Raw genomic sequence first — 18,516 nt, 5'->3', positions numbered from 1 at the left:
GCCTTTGACTCAGTCGGCGACAGTGGCTCTGCGCAGGTGCGCGGCTGGCTTTGCCAACTCAGCCGCCAGCCAGTCATGCACCAGATCGGCAATGTGCAGGTGGTTGCGGTCCATCATCAGCATGTGGGAGTTACCGTGCAGGCCCAGCGCGGGCAAGGACAGGATGTGCACGCAGGGATTGCGCTTGGCAAAGCGCAGAATGCGCTCGCGCATGCGCGGCCAGCGGGCGTCGCCGTCGATGAAGTCGCCCAGCACAATCAGGGTCGGCACCTGGTAGCTGTCCGCATCGCAGTCAGGCACGGAAGAGGGCTCCAGCGCCACGACGGCACGCACACGCTCCGGGTGGTTCAGCGCCGTCGTCAAGCCAAACATGCCGCCTTGTGAATGGCAGACCAATGCCGCCGGTGCTTGCCTTGCGAGCAGGGCGGCATAGGCCGCCAGAATCATTGCATCAGTGTGTGCCCAGCGCGGCACCAGTTGCTGCGCAAAAGCAGCAAAGGCTTCGGCCGGAAACTGGCTGCCCGCAAATGCATATTGAGCCGCATCGCTCAGTGCTGCGCCTTGTAAGCTGGGGCCAATGCGAAAGCGCTCAAACACGGCTTCTACGGTTTGCGACAGCGGCAAGCCCCAGAACTGCGGCGCGTAGCCAGAGCGGCCGCGCTCTGCAGCGTCGCAGACATGGGTATCCCAGCCGCGGCGCACAAAGTACTGCTGCCAGCCGCTGCGGCCATCTGGCGTGGTTTCCCAACACGCACCAGTCAGGCCGCCGCCATGCCATAAGAACAAGGGTGTGGTGTGCTCGGGCGTTTCAGGCCAGTAGTACTGGACGTACATTTGCCCCGTTACGTAGGTGCCGTTGGGGTCCAGCTCTACCGGCTGGCCACCTGCGGCCAGCAAATGCTGGCTAGTGGGGTGGCCGCACAGCGTCTGGGCTTGCCCGCCGATATGGAAGGAGCCCATGTCGCGCAAGCGCAAAGGCCCGCTCCAGCCCGGCCTCTCAGGTGTTTGGCGGTCGCTGGCGCTCATTCGGGTTTGATATTGTTTTTGGCGATGATGTCGGCCCAGGTGCGCGTTTCCGCTTCAAGGAAAGCAGCCAAGGCTTCTGGCGCGTCAGGGGCTGGAATCACGCCGATTTCATCAAGGCGTTTGCTCAGCGCCGGGTCTTGCAGCGCTGCATTGATCGCACTATTGAGCGCTTGCACGGTCTCTGGCGGTGTTTGGGCCGGGGCAAGCACACCAAACCATGGCGTGATCAAGAAGTCGCTCAAACCAGCTTCTGTGAAGGTCGGCACATCGGGCGCGGCCGAGGCGCGTTCTTTGCTGGCAACGGCCAAGGCAATCAATTTGCCTGCGCGGATGCTGGCCAGCGAGGCAGGCAGGTTGTCAAAGTACATATCGACCTGGCCGCCGAGCAAGTCGGTCGCCACCTGGCCCGCGCCCCGGTAAGGCACATGGGTGATTTCTGCACCGGTGCGGTTTTTCAGCAATTCCAGCGCCAAATGGGCTGAGCCGCCCACGCCTGACGATGCGGCATTGAGGGTGTTTGGATTGGCTTTGGCATACGCCAAAAATTCGCTCAAGTTGGTCGCTGGCACCTTGGGGTTGATGACCAGCACGCTAGGCACGGTGCCCAGCATCGCCACTGGCGCAAAGTCGCGCTTCAAATCAAACGGCGCAGGGCTGTACAACGACGGTGAGACGGTGCAGCTGAACGCGCATACCAACAGCGTATAGCCATCGGCAGGGGATTTGGCCACGGCTTGCGCGCCGATATTGCCGCTGGCACCCGCGCGGTTGTCGACAATCACCGCTTGCCCCAGGGTTTTGGACATGTGTTCGCTGATCAGGCGGCTGACGATGTCGGGTGTGCCGCCTGGTGGAAATGGCACGACCAGCTTCACAGGCTTATTGGGAAAGGTGTCGGCGCTGGCGGCAGTGGGCAGGGCCAGCGCGATGGCGGCCAGGCAGGCGCCAAGCAGGGTGGAACAGGTGCGGGCAAACGTCATGGCAGGTCTCCTAAGAGCGGCTAACACAACCCTTGATACGTCGTTGCAAAACCTTGTCGTACTACTCGTACTGCCTGCGGTTTTGCGCCTAGTCTCAACCGCAAACCTTTGGTTTGCTGGGTCGTGTTAGCCGCTCTAAATGCTTGTTGGATGGGGGAATCTGCCATGACTGTAGAGTGCCAGCGCCAAACAATCCAATGATGATTCGAGAAGTTTTGTATACCATTTATGGTATGCATGAAAACCTCTCTGTCTTACGCCGCCTGGATTTGAACCTGCTGCTGACTTTCGATGCCTTGATGGCCACCTGCAGCGCGACCCAGACGGCGCGCTTGCTGCACAAAACACAGCCGGGCGTGAGCCGTGATCTGGCCAAGCTGCGCCATGCCTTGGCCGATGACTTGTTTGTCACGGTGCGCGGGCGCTTTGTGCCCACTGAGCGCGCCCTGAGCCTGCACAGCGCGGTGCAGCCGGCTCTGGAGATGCTGGGCCACGCAGTGGCTGGCTCGGACGACTTTCAGCCGGCGCAAGCTGAAGGCGTGGTCAATATTGGCACGGCAGCGCATATCGAGTTGCTGCTGGCTGGCCCGTTGTTGGAGCGCCTGGCCAGAGTAGCGCCGCGCCTGGTGCCCAGGCTGCATTCGGTGCATGGCGAGTTTGATCCGGCAGAGCTCGATGCCGAGCGGCAGGATTTGGCGATTGGCTTGTTTGCCGAGGTGCCGCCGCGTTTTAGCTCGCAGGTCTTGTTTCACGACGAGCGCGTGGGGGTGATGGGGCCGAGTCATCCACTGGCGCGGCGCCGCCAGCTGAGCTTTGCCGATATGGCACATTCGCGCTGGTTCGCCTACACCTTGATGCATGGCCGCCGCACCAACTTTGACCGGGCGTTAAAAGGCACAGGACAGCGCATGCAGTTTGCCGCTTACCTGTCGAGCTTTGGCCTCAGCCCTTTTGTGCTGATGGAGAGCGGCTACGCGACGACGATGCCGGCATTTGCCGCCACCCTGTACCGCAAGCATTTTCCGCTGGTGGAAAAACGCCTGCCTGCGCCGCTGCGGGACATCACGTTCAGCATGGCCTGGCCCAGGCGGCAGGATGCATCGCCGCTGTACCGCTGGCTGCGTGCCGAGGTGACTGCCTTGGTCGCAGGCCATATTCAAAGCGGTTTGCTCAAGCCGCCTTGAAGAGGTGCTGCAGCATGGCGGCATGAAAAAAGCCAGTGCAGCATCAAGCGGGCACTGGCTATTTAGGGGGGGCGAAGTTGGCTTTAAACGCCGCGTGCACGCTCAGTTGCAAACTGCTGGCGGAATTCGGCAAAGCGGTTGTTGTCCAGCGCATTGCGCACATCCTGCATCAGGTTCAGGTAATAGTGCAGGTTGTGGATGGTGGTGAGCATCGGGCCCAGCATCTCGCCGCAGCGGTCCAGGTGATGCAGGTAAGCGCGGGAGAAGCCACCGCGCCCGCCCTGGTCCCAGCTGACGCCGCTGGTGCCTGCGCAGGCGTGGCAGGTGCAGCTGGTGTCCAGCGGCTGGTGGTCTTGTTTGTGACGGGCATTGCGCAGCTTCAGGTCGCCATAGCGGGTGAACACCGTGCCGTTGCGCGCATTGCGGGTGGGCATCACGCAGTCGAACATGTCAACACCGCTGGCCACGCCTTGCACCAAGTCTTCTGGCGTGCCCACGCCCATCAGGTAGCGCGGCTTGTTGGCAGGCAGGCGGTGTGGTGTGTGGGCCATGATGCGGCGCATGTCTTCCTTGGGCTCGCCGACGCTGACGCCACCGACTGCGTAGCCGGGGAAGTCCAGCTCGACCAGCTGCTCCAAGGATTCCTGGCGCAAATGCTCAAACATGCCGCCTTGGACAATGCCGAACAAGGCGTTGGGGTTGTTCAGGCGGTGGAATTCATTCTGGCTGCGCTTGGCCCAGCGGATACTCATCTCCATCGAGCGGCGCGCTTCGTCGGCGGTGGTGATATGGCCTTTGAGTTCATAGGGCGTGCATTCGTCGAGCTGCATCGCAATGTCCGAATTCAGCGTGGTCTGAATCTGCATGCTGACTTCGGGCGACATGAACAGCTTGTCGCCGTTGACCGGCGAGGCAAAGTGCACGCCTTCTTCGGTGATCTTGCGCATATCGCCCAGGCTCCAGACCTGAAAGCCGCCGCTGTCGGTCAGAATCGGTTTGTGCCACTGCTCAAACGCATGCAGGCCGCCAAACGAGGACATCACATCCTGGCCGGGGCGCATCCACAGATGGAAGGTATTGCCTAAAATGATTTGCGCGCCCATTTCCTCCAGGCTGCGTGGCATCACGCCTTTGACCGTGCCGTAGGTGCCCACGGGCATGAAAATAGGGGTTTGCACGACGCCGTGGTTCAGCGTGAGCTGGCCGCGCCGGGCGTGGCTGGAGGAGTCGGTGGCGAGAAGGTCAAATTGCAGCATGGACAGTGGTCAAAAATGAAAAGCGGGGCAGGTGCAGCAGGCGTGGTTAGCGGCTGCACTGGCATTGTGATGCCAGAGAGCCTATTCAAAGTCTCCACGCAGACCGCGTTGGAGCCCAAAAGGATACGATGCGCGGCAAAAACCGCAGTCGGGCTATCTGCCCGGCGAGGATGTTTAACAAAGCAGCGTGCCTTTTGGGCTCCAACCCGAAGGGCAAGGCACAAAAAAGCGCATTACTGCGTTGCCCGTTTTGCTCATACAGACGTATGAGCTGCAACAGGCGTCTTGTACTGCCTCTTTTTTGTGCCTTGCGCGACTGCGTCGAGACTTTGAACAGGCTCTGAGGCCCAATCGTGAAATTATCCGCTATGCAGGCGCAGTCAGCTGCAATTGTGTTGTAGAGGCCCGATGCGGTGCTGGGGCCAAGCCTTGTTGGTGGGCGGTTTGGCTGCTGCTGGCGCTATCTATACAAGCGTATAAGCGCAGCGACACGGCATCAAAAAAGGCGCATGAAGCGCCTCGCATTGTGCACGATGCGCACCAGGGTGCGCAGTGTTTACTCTGCGTTATTGGGCGACCCAGCCGCCGTCCATGTTCCACGCGACACCGCGGATATTGTCGCCAGCCGGCGAGCACAGGAAGGCTGCCAGTGCGCCCAGCTCTTCTGGCGTGGTAAAGCGCAAGGACGGCTCTTTGGCTTGCAGCAGGTTTTTGGTGGCCTCTTCGTTGCTAATGCCTTCTTTTTGTGCAATGGCATCGATTTGCTTTTGCACCAAAGGCGTCAGCACCCAGCCTGGGCAAATGGCATTGACGGTCACACCGGTGGTCGCTGTCTCCAGTGCGGCGACTTTGGTAAAGCCTACAACCCCATGCTTGGCTGCAACATACGCTGATTTTTCTGCCGAGCCGACCAGGCCGTGTACTGAGGCAATATTGATGATGCGGCCCCAGTTGTTCTTGCGCATCGACGGCAAGACCAGGCGGCTGGTGTGAAACACGCTGCTGAGGTTGATGGCGATGATCGCATCCCAGCGGTCGACCGGAAATGACTCAATCTGCGAGGTGTGCTGGATGCCGGCATTGTTGACAACGATGTCGATGCAGCCAAACACTTTGTTGCCGTGGGCAAACAGGTCTTCAATCTCGGCGGGCTTGCTCAAGTCGGCACCATGGTAGTCGGTGCGAATGCCGTGCGCGCTGCCGGCTTGCTCGATCTCTTTACGCGGCGCTTCGTGGTCACCAAAACCGTTGACCAGGATATTGGCGCCTTGTGCTGCCAGCACTTTGGCAATTCCCAGTCCAATGCCACTGGTGGAGCCAGTCACCAATGCGGTTTTTCCCTTTAACGTCATCGAATACCTCCATATCCATTACTATGTGGATGCATTGATTCATCCATGTGGATGGCGTGCATCGGGAATTTCCGCAAAACGCCCTGTTGTGGTCTGAGTATGGCTTCAGGCGATTCGCCGAGTTGTCTTTTGATGGCTATCGCCGTTGCGATGGCCATCAAAAGGCATCTTGCGGCCCATCCTGACACCACACGCATTACAGAGCGCGAGGGGTTTGCAGAGCTTCCCATGGCTGCACGCCATTACTGGCATTTTCGCGCAGTTTCGCAAACTCTAGGTGAACAATAGAAAATCCTTGCAAGCGCAGCTAGGTTAAGGCTAGTGAGCCTGGTGTGTGGCTGGCCTGGCGTGAGCTTTCGCATGCAAGAACAACCAGGAGACTCAGACATGACAGCATCCATTCCCCCAACGGGGGCTGCAAAGCCAAACCTGCGTTTTGTGTCGTGCCTAGGGGCCTGCAAAAGCAGCCCCAATGGCCAAGCCAATGCCTTGTCACACCGCATGGCCTATTGGGATTGGCCAGCACAGCAAGGCGCCGATAGTGGGCATTTGATCATTGCCGTGCATGGCCTGACGCGCACGGGCCGCGATTTTGATGTATTGGCGCGGCGCCTGAGCGCCCATGCTCGGGTGGTTTGCCCTGATGTGGTCGGGCGAGGGCGCAGCGACTGGCTGGCAGATCCGACTGGCTACCAAGTGCCAGCGTATGTGGGCGATATGCTGTCGCTGCTCGGGCAACTGGTCCAGGAGGCGGAAAACAATGGCCAGCCGATTACCCGACTCGACTGGATTGGCACCAGCATGGGCGGCTTGATTGGTCTGGGTTTTGTGACCCTGCCCGGTCTGCCGATACCAGTAGACAAACTGGTGCTCAATGATGTCGGGCCGGTGCTGGAGTGGCCATCCATTTTGCGCATTGGCCAGTACCTGGGCCAATTCACGCAATACGCGAACCTGCAAGAGGGGGCTGACTATCTGCGTCAAATCAGTGGCGGTTTTGGCCCGCATACCGAAGCCCAGTGGCTGGCGCTGTCGCAAGCCATGTTCCGGCCGCTGGACAATGGCCAACTCACGCTGCATTACGACCCAGCGATTGCACACCCCTTCAAAGCCATGACGGCGCAAGATGCCCAGGCCGGCGAGGCTGTGCTGTGGTCCTTGTATGACCAGCTCAAGGCCAAAACCTTGCTGTTGCGTGGCAAAAACTCGGATCTGCTCAGTCCCGCAACCGCTGCGGCGATGGCCGCACGCGGGCCTCATGCAACGGTGCTGGAGATTGAAGGTGTCGGCCATGCCCCCACCTTAGTGCCCGAAGCCCAGGTGGAAGCGGTGGCGCGTTTCTTGCTGGATTGACGTAAACAGACTGCCAATAGCGCGCGGCTCTAAGAACGTGTTTACGATCTTTTCGCAGACCGCGTTGAAGCCCAAAAGGATGCAATGCGCGACAAAAACCGCAGTCGGGCTATCTGCCCGGCGAGGATTTTTAACAAAGCAGTGCGCCTTTTGGGCTCCAACCCGAAGGGCAAGGCACAAAAAAGCGCATTACTGCGTTGCCCGTTTTGCTCATACAGACGTATGAGCGGCAACAAGCGCCTTGCACTGCCACTTTTTTGTGCCTTGCGCGACTGTGAAAAAATCGTAAACACGTTCTAAGCTGCTGAGCGCAGACAGCCATTGAAGCTGCACGCACCGAGGTGCGGCCTGAGCCAGGCAGGTCCAGCGTGACAAAAAGATGCATGTTTAACGGCTATTCGAGCGCCAATGGCCAGAGAATCGACATGGCTTTGACGCAAGTTGGGCGTATAGTCTTGCTGTTGATTGAAATAATTTATGAATTTACCTATCGCTGAAACCCCGCAAACGCCTGTTGCCGACAAGCCAGAAGTGCGGGCTCGCGAGCCTTTGCTGTTGAGCGCGGCAGGTGCCATGATGCCCAAACAGGCCAATATGCTGGTCAGGGCCAAGAATTTTGCTGAGCCACTGCTGGCCGATGAGCTGCTGCGCAATGGCGAGAGCGTGCTCGACCATGCGAACGCTGTTGCCCAGATTCTGGATGAAATCGGCGGCTCTGAAGCCATGCAGGCAGCCACTTATTTGATCTATGCATCGTTTCACCTGAACAACCCTTACGAGGCGATTGCTCGCCGTTTTGGTGATACCTATGCTTCATTGGCGCTGGAGACCTCCAAGCTGATGCAGGTGCAGGGCCAGGCCAGAAGCGGTTCAGGCTCGCGCAAGCGCGGTGAAGCCAGAATTGAGCACACGGAAACCGTGCGCAAGATGCTGCTGGCATTTTCGCGCGATTTGCGGGTGGTGTTGATCCGACTTGCCTCACGCTTGCAAACCTTGCGCTACCACGCGACCTCTAAAGTGCCGATTGACCGTTTGCTGGCAGAAGAGAGTTTGTACGTGTTTGCGCCGCTGGCCAATCGGTTGGGCATTTGGCAGCTCAAGTGGGAGCTGGAGGATTTGGCGTTCCGATTTTTGGAGCCCGATACCTACCGCGATGTGGCCAAGCAACTCGATGAGAAGCGCCGTGAGCGCGAGCACTATATGCAGGCGCTGTGCGATACGGTCCGCACTGAGTTGCAGGGGCGCCATATCCAGGCAACTGTCCAAGGCCGCCCCAAGCACATCTACAGCATCGTCAAAAAGATGCGCGGCAAGTCCTTGGAGTTTGACCAGCTGTTTGACATCCGTGCGATGCGCATCATTGTGCCGACCATTGAGGAGTGTTATGAAACACTCAGCTGGGTGCACACGCGTTTTGTGCCCGTCGAGGCCGAGTTTGACGACTACATCGCCAAACCCAAACCCAACGGCTACCAGTCTTTGCATACGGTGGTGCGCGACCACGATGGACGGGCAGTTGAGATCCAAATTCGCACCCAGGCCATGCACGACCATGCCGAAAATGGCGTGGCTGCGCACTGGGCCTACAAGGAAGCGGGCACCAAAGGGTATGCAGGGGTGTCTGCTGCGGGCGAATACGACTCCAAAATTGCTGTGCTGCGCCAGCTGCTGGCTTGGGAGCGCGAATTTGCTGACAGTGACGAGGTGCGGGCGCTGGGCCTGTTTGATGACCGCATCTACGTGATGACGCCAAACGCCTCGATCATCGAGCTGCCCAAAGGGGCAACTCCGGTGGACTTTGCCTATACCGTGCACACCAATTTAGGGCATCGTTGCCGGGGCGCCAAGATCGATGGCCAAATGGTCGCACTGAATACGCCTTTGCAAAATGGCCAAACGGTGGAGATCACGGCGGTCAAAGAAGGCGGGCCTTCGCGTGACTGGCTCAATAAAGAGTTGGGCTATTTACGCAGCCAACGCGCGCGCTCGAAAGTGCGGGCCTGGTTCAATGCCCAATCCTTGCAAGAGACCATTGCCAAAGGGCGTGAAATCGTTGAGAAAGTGCTGCAGCGCGAAGGCAAAACGGCTCTGAAACTCGAAGACATTGCGCTGCAATTGGGCTTTAAGACGACCGAGTCGTTTTTCGAGGTCGTGGGCAAGGACGAATTCTCGCTGCGTACGTTGGAGGTCTTGCTCCATCCTGACACGCAAGAAGACGGCCAGGCCGGCGACGATGTCGTGGTGCGCAAGCCCCGTAGCACTGGCAGCGGAAAAGTGCTGGTGGTGGGCATGGATTCGCTGATGACCCATTTGGCCAAATGCTGCATGCCTGCACCACCCGATGAAATCGGGGGCTTTATCACGCGAGGCAAAGGGGTGGGCATTCACCGCTGTGACTGCCCAAACTTCCAAAAAATGCTGGAAACCACGCCCGAGCGCATCATTGATGTGCAGTGGGGGGAGCATGCGGGCTCTGGCAATGCTGCGTCGGCCTCGGTCTATCCAGTGGATATTTATATCGAAGCCCAGGACCGCCAGGGTTTGCTGCGCGATATTTCTGATGTGTTCACTCGCGAGCGCACCAATGTGATTGGGGTGCAAACACGCAGCCACAAAAACAGCGCTACGATGACCTTTACCGTTGAGATTCAAAACGCGACGCGTTTGCACAATGTGTTGTCGGCGGTGGCGCAGGTTTTGGGCGTGCGCTCGGCACGGCGTAAGTAAGCCGCCTGTCGAATAGTAAAAAAGCCAAAGGCTCACGGATTGCGTGTGCCTTTGGCTTTGTGTGTCCAACTGGTGAATGTCCAAGCAAGGTCCAATGAATGGCGATCTCTGGTGGCGTCAGCTGAGCTGGCCTGTGCTGTCCTGGGGGCTGGCAGCACTTGAGCCATAAATAAACCCCGCCGAGGCGGGGTTACAAAAATCAATATCTGTTGTTCGAGTTGTTAATACAGCCTATCCACCAAGAATAAGAGTATGTCGCGAGGGCGAGAGCCATCAGCTGATGGGCTGCTGCCAATGCCAAGCTTGGCAGCGTATTGGAAGAGGGCGTAGGGCTTGCCAGTCAGACACTAGGATGGTGTGTGACTGGCACATGCCCTATGCATTAACGCTTGCGATCGCGTTCGTCGTCAGGCCAGATTTCGGTGTTCATCGTATTCATGTTTAATCCTAAAAGATGACTGATGAACCTTAAACGTGGCCCTGGTCAATGCGTTGACACCGAAATACAAAAAAAACGAAATTTTTTTCAAAAATCTCAGCCATTGGCCTGCAGCAAGGCCTGTAGCTCTTCCGACAGCGTGAACCATTCTTCTTCAGCGGTGTCGATTGCTTCTTGCAAGTCCTTGATTTTTTTGCCTGATTCCGCCCATTCCTGGGGGGTGCTATCGGCTCCGAGGCTGGCTTCCAGGCTTTCTTTTTCAGCCTGGCTGTCGGCCATCTTTTTTTCCAAGGCAGCGATCTTCTTTTTCAAAGGCTGGGTTTTTTCAGCCATTTTTTGCCGGTTCAGTGATTCCTGGCGGCGCTGTTCGCGTTGGTTGACTGCTGGCGCCTCTGCTTGTTGTGCTTTGGCGCTGCTTGCCGACACACTGGCAGCTGGTTCCTTGCCTGCTTCTTTTTTGGCTTCGAGCTGCGCGCGCAGCTCTTTTTGCTGCTGCAGCACATAGCGCTGGTAGTCTTCCAAATCGCCCTCAAAGTCCTGCACCTTGCCTTGGCCGACCAGCCAGAACTGGTCGCTGACGGTGCGCAGCAAAGCGCGATCATGGCTGACCAGCATCAACGTGCCCTCAAAGCTATTGAGTGCCATGCCCAGCGCTTCGCGTGTGGCCAGGTCCAAATGGTTGGTTGGCTCGTCGAGCAGCAACAGGCCAGGGCGTTGCCAGACCAGCATCGCCAGCACCAAGCGGGCTTTCTCGCCACCGCTCATCGTGCCGATGGCTTGCTTGACCATATCGCCGTCGAAATTGAAGCTGCCCAGAAAATTGCGCAAATCTTGCTCTCGCGCCGGATTCGGCGGTGTGGCGCCGTAGCTGCGTGCCAAGCGCGTGAAATGCTCAAGCGGATTGTCGTTTTCATGCAAGACATCCAGCTCTTGCTGCGCAAAGTAGCCAATCGCCAGGCCTTTGCCCTGCGTGACCTCACCGGAGATCAGCGGCGCATCACCGACAATCGACTTGATCAGCGTTGATTTACCCTGGCCGTTGGCACCCAAGATACCAATGCGTTGGCCCGACTGCACCGACAGGCTGACATTGCGCAAAATGGTTTTGTGTTCACTGCCTTCTTTGGTGAAGTAACCCATTTCGGCATTTTTCACCACCAGCATCGGATTGGGCAGTGCCAAAGGCTCTTTGAATTCAAAGCTGAATTCGGCCTCGGCCAATACCGGTGCAACACGCTCCATGCGCTCGAGCGCCTTGACACGGCTTTGCGCCTGACGCGCTTTGGTGGCCTTGGCCTTGAAGCGGTCAATGAACTTTTGCAAGTGGGCAATCTTGTCTTGCTGGCGGGCAAACGCCGCCTGCTGCTGCTCCAGCTTGAGTGCGCGCTGCTCTTCAAAAAAGCTGTAATTGCCGCCGTAGCGGGTGATGTTCTGCTGATCCAGGTGCAAGGTCACTTGCGTCGTGGCATCCAGGAACTCACGGTCATGGCTGATCACGATCATCGTGCCTGGGTAGCGAGCCAGCCAGCCTTCCAGCCAGATCAGCGCATCCAAGTCCAAGTGGTTGGTCGGCTCATCGAGCAGCAGCAAATCGCTGGGGCTCATCAGCGCGCGTGCCAATTGCAAGCGCATGCGCCAGCCACCCGAGAAACTGTTGACTGGGCGCTCCAATTCGGCGGGCTGAAAGCCCAGACCCAGAATCAGTGCTTGTGCACGTGCCGGTGCGTCATAGGCACCGGCATCGGCCAGCTCGGCATAAATTTGCGCCATCGCCAAGCCATCGTCATTGGCTTCAGCCTCTTTCAGGCGCTCATTGAGCTCGGCCAGGCGGCTATCGCCGCCCAGAACGAACTCGGTTGCACTGTCGCTGGTCTCCGGCATGTTCTGTGCGACCTGGGCCATGCGCCAGCCAGCGGGCTTGAAGAAGCTTCCGCCATCTTCATGCAAGCTGCCGTTGAGTAAGGCAAACAAAGTGGACTTGCCAGCCCCGTTGCGGCCAACCAAAGCGGCTTTTTCGCCCGGTTGGATGGTGATGTTTACGCCGTCTAACAGCACTTTGGTGCCTCGGCGCAGCACCAAATCCTTTAAATTAATCATGGCTGGCATTATCAGGCCTGTTGCCATGGCCTGAAACAAGCTTGTGTTCTGCCACAATGCGTAGGGAAACTCTGCACAACACCCAGAAGTAGGCTCTGAGAGCCTGTTCAAAGTCCCTTTGCAGCACATACCACCAGCGCGTCAATTGGCACGCCGATGGCTTTGCCGTGTATTTAAAAAAATCGCACACAAGTTCTCATAAAGGAGCTGCAGATGCATGCTGTCAGCAATCAGGCCTCGCATTCCCCCAATCCTGGCAAAGGTTGGTTCATCGGTCTTATGTCAGGCACGTCGCTGGATGGTGTGGATGCCGTGCTGGCGCGTTTCTCGCCCAGTTTGGGTGGTCACGCTGGACTGGAGTGCATAGCCGTCGCCGGCCATGTGCATATACCGCTGGGCGAGCCCTTGGTGGCGTTGCTGCGGCAATTGAATTTTCCTGGCCACGATGAGCTGCATCTGGCCGCCCTGGCTGAAAACGCCTTGGCCCATTGCTATGCCAATGCGGTCAAGCAATTGTGCGAGCAGACTGGCATACCTGCTTCCAGCATCCTGGCCATTGGTGCGCATGGCCAGACTGTGCGCCACCAACCAGCGCCACGCCAGGCGCCTGATGCGGTGCTGGCTGGGCTGGGCCAGCCCAGTGACGGCCTGGGGCGCTACACAATCCAACTGAACAACCCTTCGCTTTTGGCTGAGCACACCGGCATTCGCGTGGTGGCTGATTTTCGCCGCCGTGATGTAGCTGCTGGTGGGCAGGGCGCACCTTTGGTGCCGGCGTTCCACCGCGCCATGTTTGGCCAGCCCGGCCAAGGTGTGGCGGTGTTGAATTTGGGCGGTATTGCCAATTGGAGCCTGATCGATGCCGAAGGCCGCACGCTGGGCTTTGACAGCGGTCCAGCCAATACCCTGCTGGATGGCTGGTGCCAATTGCATACTGGCGCGCCGTATGACAAAGGCGGGCAGTGGGCAGCAAGCGGCAAAGTGCATGGTGGCTTGCTCATGCATTTGCTGCGTGAGGGCTATTTCAGCCTGCCTGCACCCAAAAGCACGGGCGTTGATGTGTTTAGCCTGACCTGGCTGCACAACCAGTTGCAGCAATGTGCATCTCAGCAAGCGCCAGATGCCGCGCCTTGGAGTGCCGCTGACGTACAGGCTAGTTTGCTGGAATTGACCGCGATCTCGGTCGCCCAGGCTTTTGCACGCTACCAGCAAGGCCAGCGCAGCGTCGGGGTATGCGGTGGTGGCGCCCACAACGCATTGTTGATGCAGCGCATCGAGCACCACTTGCAACTGGCTGTTGGCGAGACCGTAGAGGTGGTCAGCACCGCAGCATGGGGCCTGCCACCCGAGCAGGTAGAAGCGGCTGCATTTGCCTGGTTGGCGCGCCAATGCCTGTTGGGAATGCCAGGCAATGTGCCGGCCGCCACGCAGGCCAAAGGGCCTCGCGTCTTGGGGGCCATTTACCACGCGTGATGCGGGCTTTGAACAGGTTTTAAGCAGCGCTGGGCGGCAGTTGCTTAAATTTTAAGCGTTGTATGGCTCCCTATAGGGCAATCCCTAGGGAGTCAGCCACTTATCCACACCTTTATCCACCTGTGGTGTGGATGGGCGTGCTCCAGGGGCCGCAATGCAGGCAATGCAGGGCATTGCTATTCATTGGCATGGCGCAATACATTGCTAGGAGACCATTGGTCGGTCAGCACGCGGGCTTGGCTGGCGGACACCGCTTGGCTTGGATAATCGGTCCAGACGCCCGTGATGGATTCCTGCTGGGCATCGGGCTGGGGCGTTTGCAGCGGCTGCGTCGCTGCATAAATAATGTCATTCATCAAACGCTTGCTGCGCCACAGCGACGGAAAAACGGCCTGCCAAGTCGCTTCTTCGTGGGCTTGCAGTCGCCCTTGTGCAAACGTATTGGCTGCAACCACCCCGCCGGGAGCCAACAACTGGCGAATCTGCTGCAAAAATTCCACCGTGAGCAAATGCTCGGGGATGTAGTCTTGGTCAAACGCGTCCAGCATGATGAAGTCGTAGTGCTGGCCCTGGCGGATGCGCTGGCGTACAAACGCGCGCGCATCCTGCACTGTGATTGTGATCTGCGCACTCGGCGCGAACGCAAACCAGTCTTTGGCCACTTGCACGACGGCTTGGTCGAGCTCGACCACATCGAGCTGTACATCCGGCCAATGCTGCATCACCGCTTTGGGGATTGAGCCGCCGCCCATGCCGATCAGCAAGATGTTTTCAGGCGGGCGCTCCAGCAATCGCAGGCCTGCCAACAGCCCACGGGTATATTCCAGTGCCAGGGCATTGGGGGCGTCTTTGCGCATGCAACTTTGGAACAGATTGCGGCGGTCGAAGCTCATGCAGCGAAAGTCCTGCCCTTCCATCACCATCACATCGACATGCTGACCACGCACGGTTTTGACCAGCTTGAAGTCATCGTGCATCAGGCAGTTTTCGAGGCTGTGCACGGCACTGGCATCGTTTGCGAGGCAGTGATTGGCAAGGGCTGAAGCGGGTGTGGAACCATCGGCAAAGCTGGAGCCTGGTACGGCTCCTAGCAACACGCTGGTGCATAGCAGGCGCAAGCAGGTGTGACGCAGACAGAACGGCTTATCCTTACTGGACATGCTGCACTTTCTTGCCTGCAGCAGGCCACAACAGCAAAGCCAATGCCGCAAGTGCTGCGGTAACCAGCACCAGGCCTAGCAAAATGTGATTGAGCTCCCACCACAGCACCAAGTAATAAGAGGGCAAAATCGTGCCAGCCGCTGCTCCCAGCGTAGTCAATGCGCTCAACTGGCCAGCCCGCGTGCCTGCTTCTTCAACGCGCTGCACCAGCAGATGCAAGGCATAAGGATTCAAGCAGCCCGACAAAAAGCCCGGCGCACTCAGCAGCAACGCACTGGCAATCAAGCTGCCGTAGCGTGAATCAGCAATCCAGTAACTGATTTCAGCCAGCACCAAATCAGCCATCAGCACCAAAGGCAGCATCGCCAGTGCAAACCACAGCAGCAATTGGTAAAACCGCGTGCTTGAAGCCTGTTGATGCTGTGTTAACCGCCCACCCCATAAATAACCGGCCGCCATCGCCACCAGCAACACCGTGATGATGCTGCCCCACACCGCAATGCCGCTGCCAAAAAACGACGCTACGATGCGCGCAAACAGCATCTCCACCGCCATCATCGCAAACGACGCCCAGGACGCCGCTAAAAACAAATACCGGCGTTGGGCCGCACTGGCGGGCAAAGCGCCAAGTGTTTTGGGGAAAGGGGATAACACACTCATGGAGCGCTATTGTGCCGTAGGGTGGCGCAGCTTCGCTGCCCACGCCAGCCGTCGTTCAGAGCTGCAGCGCTGCACTGCGTAGTGAAGAGAATGCCGTATTTGTTATTAATGTATTGAATGTAGGACAAGACCTACAACACAAAGCTACCTGTTCCTACAGCCAAATATGATGTCGACCATTAATATTGAGCCGTCTACTAATCGTTGCTCAGCAACTTACACAAGGAGATCTTATGAATAAAGAACAAGTTAAAGGATCTGTGAAAGAGGCCGCCGGTAAAGTGCAGCAAAAAATCGGTGAAGTGATTAATAGCCCAGAGCAGCAGATCAAAGGCGTCGCCAAGCAAGTGGAAGGTAAGGCTGAAAAAGCAGCCGGTGACGTCAAAGAAACCCTTAAAAAATAAGCTTGTTGGTTGTTGATTATTAATTCAAGGAGAGTATTATGAATACACAAAAATTTATTATTGCCAGCGCTATTTCTTTTGGCCTGTTGGGTGGCGCTGCATACGCGCAGCCTGTCGCAGGTACTACCACTTTGGGCGCCTCTGCCACGGAAGTGCAAGCGATTGCCACTGGCTGGAGTCTGAAAGACGCCATTCTGGGCAAAACGGTGCATAACGAGGCCGATGAGTCGGTAGGCAAAATTGAAGACGTGATCATTGCACCCGATGGCACCGTGTCTTTCGCCATTCTGAGTGTTGGCGGCTTCCTGGGCATGGGTTCACATGATGTGGCCATCCCATTGAAAAACCTCCGCGCCGCTGGCGATGGCAAAATCACTCTGCCTGGAGCGACCAAAGACGCGCTCAAAGAGCTGCCAAAGTTTGAGTATGCTAAGAAATAAGCCTCAAACCTTCAAAAAAACCCGCATGCCAAGCGCCTGCGGGTTTTTTTGTTGTAGGTATTGGAACAACTCCTGTGCCGAGGCACACGCCATGGGCTTTGTTGGCAACCACTAACCCGCGATCGCCGACACATACCATTCCGCAGGCCTCGGTAGGGTGGGCGACTTACCTCCTGATGGCTGCCTGGCACCAAAGGCGCAGCATGTTGTGCCATGCAAATGCAATGCTGCAACACATGGGCTGCGCAGTCATTATGGAAAATGAACGTTTATATATTCAAGCTAAATAATTGATGGTGATTTTGTTTGAACGAATTGATGCTTGTGTCCTGGTATTGTAGGAATATGACTACAGCACAAAGCTACCGCATCCTACAGCCAGATCGATTGTCTGGCTTTAATATTGAGTTGTCTATTCATCGTTGCTAAGCAACTCATCACAAGGAGGTCTTATGAATAAAGAGCAAGTCAAGGGATCTGTGAAAGAAGTGGTCGGGAAAGTCCAGCAAAAAGTCGGTGAAGCCATTAATAGCCCCGAGCAACAAATTAAAGGTGCCGCCAAGCAAGCAGAAGGCAAGGCTGAAAAAGCTGCAGGCGATGTGAAGCAGGCTTTCGAGGATTCGACCAAAAAGTAATTTTTTAAAAATTGAATCAAGCAGCCATAGTTTTATTAAAGGAGTTGATATGAATACACAAAAAATCATTATTGCCAGCGCAATTACATTGGGCTTGATGGGCGGCGCTGCTATCGCGCAGCCGGTCGCAGGCACAGCGGTCCTGGGTGGCACGGCCACTGAAGTGCAAGCGATTGCCTCCGGTTGGAGCCTGAAGGATTCGGTATTGGGCAAAACTGTGAAAAACGATGCCGACGAGTCGGTGGGTAAGGTCGAAGATGTGATTCTTGCACCCGATGGCACCGTCTCTTTTGCCATTCTGAGCGTGGGTGGTTTCCTGGGCATGGGCTCGCATGATGTGGCCATCCCTGTGAAAAACTTCCGCGTCACTGACGGCAACATCACCTTGCCAGGCGCAACCAAAGACGCGCTGAAAGACCTGCCAAAGTTTGAATACGCGAAGAAATAAGCACTGCACTGCTATACCACTAAGCCCGCATGGTTCGCACCTGCGGGCTTTGCTATTTGTCGCATCCCGGACGATCATAAGGCCGCTTTCTGAATAAATGGGGATGGTATCGAACCACTGTTTAGCAGCCTGAATAGGAGTTTTGCTCTGCAGGGCTGACTGGAGCAATTGGTGGTTCTACAGCGTTACGTAGCGCAGCAAGGTTTGGTTCATATCCTCGGCGCTGTTAAAGCGGTGTGTTTTGAGAATGTCTGCAATCCTGCCATTAAAGCGCTCAACTATGCCGTTGGTCTTTGGCGTACGAGGCTTTGTCAGCCGATGCTCAATACCTAAATCTTTGCATAGCATGTCAAACTCATGATTGCCTGTGGCTTGGCGTTCACGCGTAGCAAACAGCCGGTCTGTGAATTCTTTGCCATTGTCGGTCAGCAGCTTGCTAATTTGCATTGGGCATGCCTTGTACAGCGCCTTCAAAAAAGCTTTGGCGCTGGCTGCACTCTTGTTGACTTTGATCTGTACGAACACCCAACGCGTAGCCCGGTCAATGGCCACAAACAAGTAGCTGCGCTGATCTTGGTCTTGCATCTGAGGCAGATACTTCACATCCATATGCACATAGCCAGGCTCATAGGCTTTAAAGGCTTTGTGTGTTAGCTGTGGCTCTTTGGGTTTGAGCGCGTTCAAGTTGCCTACGCCATGGCGGCGTAAAAACCGATCCAGCCCTGAAAGCGAGACCTTGTCGCAGATAAATTCACGAGTTACGGCCAGCAAATCATCCAAAGGCAGCAGCAAAGTGCGCCGTAAATGCACCACCACCACTTCTTGGGCCGGGCTCAGCTGGGTTTGCAATCTGTATTGACCCAGCCTTTTCTGCACAGGTC

Annotated in this window: 15 protein-coding genes and 1 pseudogene; 8 read left to right on the top strand and 8 right to left on the bottom strand. The window is 57.0% G+C overall.

The window, feature by feature from the left end:
• Positions 1-9: 9 nt before the first annotated feature.
• Both E8K88_RS09635 and E8K88_RS09630 read right to left on the bottom strand, forming a co-directional pair.
• Positions 10-1,026 carry an alpha/beta fold hydrolase gene (locus tag E8K88_RS09635; protein ID WP_136406460.1) on the bottom strand — a complete coding sequence of 339 codons (1,017 nt, stop codon included), beginning with the start codon at positions 1,024-1,026 and terminating at the stop codon, positions 10-12.
• Positions 1,023-2,006: a Bug family tripartite tricarboxylate transporter substrate binding protein gene (locus tag E8K88_RS09630; RefSeq protein ID WP_136406459.1), complete on the bottom strand. Its 984-nt coding sequence runs from the start codon at positions 2,004-2,006 to the stop codon at positions 1,023-1,025. The genes E8K88_RS09635 and E8K88_RS09630 overlap by 4 nt, the downstream gene beginning before the upstream one ends.
• A 197-nt stretch (positions 2,007-2,203) precedes the next feature.
• Here E8K88_RS09630 and E8K88_RS09625 point away from each other — a divergent pair, with 197 nt between their 5' ends.
• Entirely contained in the window at positions 2,204-3,190 is a 987-nt protein-coding gene (locus tag E8K88_RS09625) for a LysR family transcriptional regulator (RefSeq protein ID WP_240754436.1), read from the top strand.
• Positions 3,191-3,273: 83 nt separating this feature from the next.
• On the opposite strand, the gene tgt is transcribed toward E8K88_RS09625, so the two are convergent.
• Together tgt and E8K88_RS09615 are read right to left on the bottom strand one after the other, a co-directional pair.
• On the bottom strand, positions 3,274-4,446 hold the full coding sequence (gene tgt, locus E8K88_RS09620; protein ID WP_136406458.1) for a tRNA guanosine(34) transglycosylase Tgt: 1,173 nt from the start codon (positions 4,444-4,446) through the stop codon (positions 3,274-3,276).
• A 566-nt stretch (positions 4,447-5,012) separates the two neighbouring features.
• Positions 5,013-5,798, bottom strand: a complete 786-nt coding sequence (locus tag E8K88_RS09615; RefSeq protein WP_136406457.1) for a 3-hydroxybutyrate dehydrogenase — start codon at positions 5,796-5,798, stop codon at positions 5,013-5,015.
• 387 nt (positions 5,799-6,185) lie between these two features.
• Between E8K88_RS09615 and E8K88_RS09610 the strand changes: the two genes are divergently transcribed.
• Together E8K88_RS09610 and E8K88_RS09605 are read left to right on the top strand one after the other, a co-directional pair.
• The gene (locus E8K88_RS09610) at positions 6,186-7,151 is read left to right on the top strand and encodes an alpha/beta fold hydrolase (protein ID WP_136406456.1); all 966 of its coding nucleotides are present in this window, start codon (positions 6,186-6,188) and stop codon (positions 7,149-7,151) included.
• A 477-nt stretch (positions 7,152-7,628) separates the two neighbouring features.
• Complete coding sequence (locus E8K88_RS09605) at positions 7,629-9,878, top strand: RelA/SpoT family protein (protein WP_136406455.1); 2,250 nt, start codon at positions 7,629-7,631, stop codon at positions 9,876-9,878.
• A gap of 535 nt (positions 9,879-10,413) precedes the next feature.
• Here the strand turns inward: E8K88_RS09605 and E8K88_RS09600 are convergent.
• Positions 10,414-12,414, bottom strand: coding sequence for an ABC-F family ATP-binding cassette domain-containing protein (locus tag E8K88_RS09600; RefSeq protein ID WP_136406454.1), 2,001 nt, complete (start codon positions 12,412-12,414; stop codon positions 10,414-10,416).
• A gap of 213 nt (positions 12,415-12,627) precedes the next feature.
• Here E8K88_RS09600 and E8K88_RS09595 point away from each other — a divergent pair, with 213 nt between their 5' ends.
• Complete coding sequence (locus E8K88_RS09595; protein WP_136406453.1) at positions 12,628-13,887, top strand: anhydro-N-acetylmuramic acid kinase; 1,260 nt, start codon at positions 12,628-12,630, stop codon at positions 13,885-13,887.
• A 176-nt stretch (positions 13,888-14,063) separates the two neighbouring features.
• Here E8K88_RS09595 and E8K88_RS09590 read toward each other — a convergent pair whose 3' ends face one another.
• Both E8K88_RS09590 and E8K88_RS09585 read right to left on the bottom strand, forming a co-directional pair.
• Positions 14,064-14,888 (bottom strand): spermidine synthase, encoded by an 825-nt coding sequence (locus E8K88_RS09590; protein WP_205880055.1) that lies wholly within the window; start codon positions 14,886-14,888, stop codon positions 14,064-14,066.
• Positions 14,889-15,036: 148 nt separating this feature from the next.
• Entirely contained in the window at positions 15,037-15,708 is a 672-nt protein-coding gene (locus E8K88_RS09585) for a fused MFS/spermidine synthase (protein WP_136406451.1), read from the bottom strand.
• 233 nt (positions 15,709-15,941) lie between these two features.
• On the opposite strand from E8K88_RS09585, the gene E8K88_RS09580 reads away from it, so the two are divergent.
• From E8K88_RS09580 to E8K88_RS09565, 4 genes are all read left to right on the top strand, one after another.
• The gene (locus E8K88_RS09580) at positions 15,942-16,112 is read left to right on the top strand and encodes a CsbD family protein (protein ID WP_136406450.1); all 171 of its coding nucleotides are present in this window, start codon (positions 15,942-15,944) and stop codon (positions 16,110-16,112) included.
• 38 nt (positions 16,113-16,150) lie between these two features.
• The gene (locus E8K88_RS09575; RefSeq protein ID WP_136406449.1) at positions 16,151-16,552 is read left to right on the top strand and encodes a PRC-barrel domain-containing protein; all 402 of its coding nucleotides are present in this window, start codon (positions 16,151-16,153) and stop codon (positions 16,550-16,552) included.
• Positions 16,553-17,004: 452 nt separating this feature from the next.
• Positions 17,005-17,187, top strand: coding sequence for a CsbD family protein (locus E8K88_RS09570; RefSeq protein WP_136406448.1), 183 nt, complete (start codon positions 17,005-17,007; stop codon positions 17,185-17,187).
• A 49-nt stretch (positions 17,188-17,236) separates the two neighbouring features.
• Positions 17,237-17,635, top strand: a complete 399-nt coding sequence (locus E8K88_RS09565) for a PRC-barrel domain-containing protein (RefSeq protein ID WP_136406447.1) — start codon at positions 17,237-17,239, stop codon at positions 17,633-17,635.
• Positions 17,636-17,687: 52 nt separating this feature from the next.
• Here E8K88_RS09565 and E8K88_RS09560 read toward each other — a convergent pair.
• Positions 17,688-18,516, bottom strand: a pseudogene (locus tag E8K88_RS09560) (DDE-type integrase/transposase/recombinase); the annotation flags it as partial.

This window comes from Lampropedia aestuarii, from assembly GCF_004803635.1.
Taxonomy (GTDB): Bacteria; Pseudomonadota; Gammaproteobacteria; order Burkholderiales; family Burkholderiaceae_C; genus Lampropedia; species Lampropedia aestuarii.
The sequence above is the reverse complement of the archived record's forward strand: the minus strand, read 5'-3'. Positions and strand labels throughout refer to the sequence as shown.

Excerpts from the sequence above, each read along its gene's own strand:
- E8K88_RS09615 (WP_136406457.1), bottom strand. The coding sequence starts at position 5,798 with ATGACGTTAAAGGGAAAAACCGCATTGGTGACTGGCTCCACCAGTGGC.
- E8K88_RS09565 (WP_136406447.1), top strand. The coding sequence starts at position 17,237 with ATGAATACACAAAAAATCATTATTGCCAGCGCAATTACATTGGGCTTG.
- E8K88_RS09570 (WP_136406448.1), top strand. The coding sequence starts at position 17,005 with ATGAATAAAGAGCAAGTCAAGGGATCTGTGAAAGAAGTGGTCGGGAAA.
- E8K88_RS09580 (WP_136406450.1), top strand. The coding sequence starts at position 15,942 with ATGAATAAAGAACAAGTTAAAGGATCTGTGAAAGAGGCCGCCGGTAAA.
- E8K88_RS09595 (WP_136406453.1), top strand. The coding sequence starts at position 12,628 with ATGCATGCTGTCAGCAATCAGGCCTCGCATTCCCCCAATCCTGGCAAA.
- E8K88_RS09600 (WP_136406454.1), bottom strand. The coding sequence starts at position 12,414 with ATGATTAATTTAAAGGATTTGGTGCTGCGCCGAGGCACCAAAGTGCTG.
- E8K88_RS09610 (WP_136406456.1), top strand. The coding sequence starts at position 6,186 with ATGACAGCATCCATTCCCCCAACGGGGGCTGCAAAGCCAAACCTGCGT.
- E8K88_RS09585 (WP_136406451.1), bottom strand. The coding sequence starts at position 15,708 with ATGAGTGTGTTATCCCCTTTCCCCAAAACACTTGGCGCTTTGCCCGCC.
- E8K88_RS09625 (WP_240754436.1), top strand. The coding sequence starts at position 2,204 with ATGATGATTCGAGAAGTTTTGTATACCATTTATGGTATGCATGAAAAC.
- tgt (WP_136406458.1), bottom strand. The coding sequence starts at position 4,446 with ATGCTGCAATTTGACCTTCTCGCCACCGACTCCTCCAGCCACGCCCGG.
- E8K88_RS09575 (WP_136406449.1), top strand. The coding sequence starts at position 16,151 with ATGAATACACAAAAATTTATTATTGCCAGCGCTATTTCTTTTGGCCTG.
- E8K88_RS09630 (WP_136406459.1), bottom strand. The coding sequence starts at position 2,006 with ATGACGTTTGCCCGCACCTGTTCCACCCTGCTTGGCGCCTGCCTGGCC.
- E8K88_RS09605 (WP_136406455.1), top strand. The coding sequence starts at position 7,629 with ATGAATTTACCTATCGCTGAAACCCCGCAAACGCCTGTTGCCGACAAG.
- E8K88_RS09635 (WP_136406460.1), bottom strand. The coding sequence starts at position 1,026 with ATGAGCGCCAGCGACCGCCAAACACCTGAGAGGCCGGGCTGGAGCGGG.